Raw genomic sequence first — 648 nt, 5'->3', positions numbered from 1 at the left:
TGACCAGCAGACAGAAGTCGACCCCATCGAGGGTCTCGACCATCGGGCAGGCGGTGCCCGGCGGGGCATCGAGGATGGTCGCGAGCCCCGGCTCCAGACGCCGCTTGAGCGCCTTGATCACCGGCACCGCCGAGCGCTCGCCGATGGCGAGTTCACCCTGGAGCACCGGCAGGGTGTCGGCCTGACCGGCGGCGATCTCGCCGATCGGGCGCTCGACCTCGCCGAGCGCGCCCTCGACACGGCAGACGTAGTCGCAGGCACCGCAACCGTGGCAGAGCTCGTCGAACACCATCAGCTCGTCGGGCGTGAGCGCCAGGGCGTTGAAGGCACAGGCCTCGACACAGTCGCCGCACAGGGTACAGCGCCCGGGGTCGATGCGCGGGACGCGCACCCCGACCGGCTCACGCCGGTCGAAGTGCGGGCGCAGGAACAGGTGCCCGTTGGGCGCCTCGACGTCGCAGTCGGCGTATTGCACGCGCTCGAGCGCCAGCGCCAGATTGGTCGCCACCGTAGTCTTGCCGGTGCCGCCCTTGCCGCTGGCCACGGCGATGGTCAGCGCCCGCATCGCTCAGCCCCGACCGCGACCGTTGCCCAGCCCGCGACCAACGCCCATGCCGCGCCCGGCACCGGCAAGACTACGGTGGCGAC

1 protein-coding gene is annotated in these 648 nt (G+C 71.9%); it reads right to left on the bottom strand.

What is annotated here, in order from left to right:
• Positions 1-565: 4Fe-4S dicluster domain-containing protein (locus tag CLD20_RS19975; protein ID WP_224408435.1), on the bottom strand; the 565-nt coding region annotated here is incomplete at its 3' end.
• Positions 566-648: the final 83 nt, after the last annotated feature.

It is taken from the genome of Afifella sp. IM 167, assembly GCF_020144925.1.
In the GTDB taxonomy this organism is placed as follows: Bacteria; Pseudomonadota; Alphaproteobacteria; order Rhizobiales; family Afifellaceae; genus Afifella.
The sequence above is the reverse complement of the archived record's forward strand: the minus strand, read 5'-3'. Positions and strand labels throughout refer to the sequence as shown.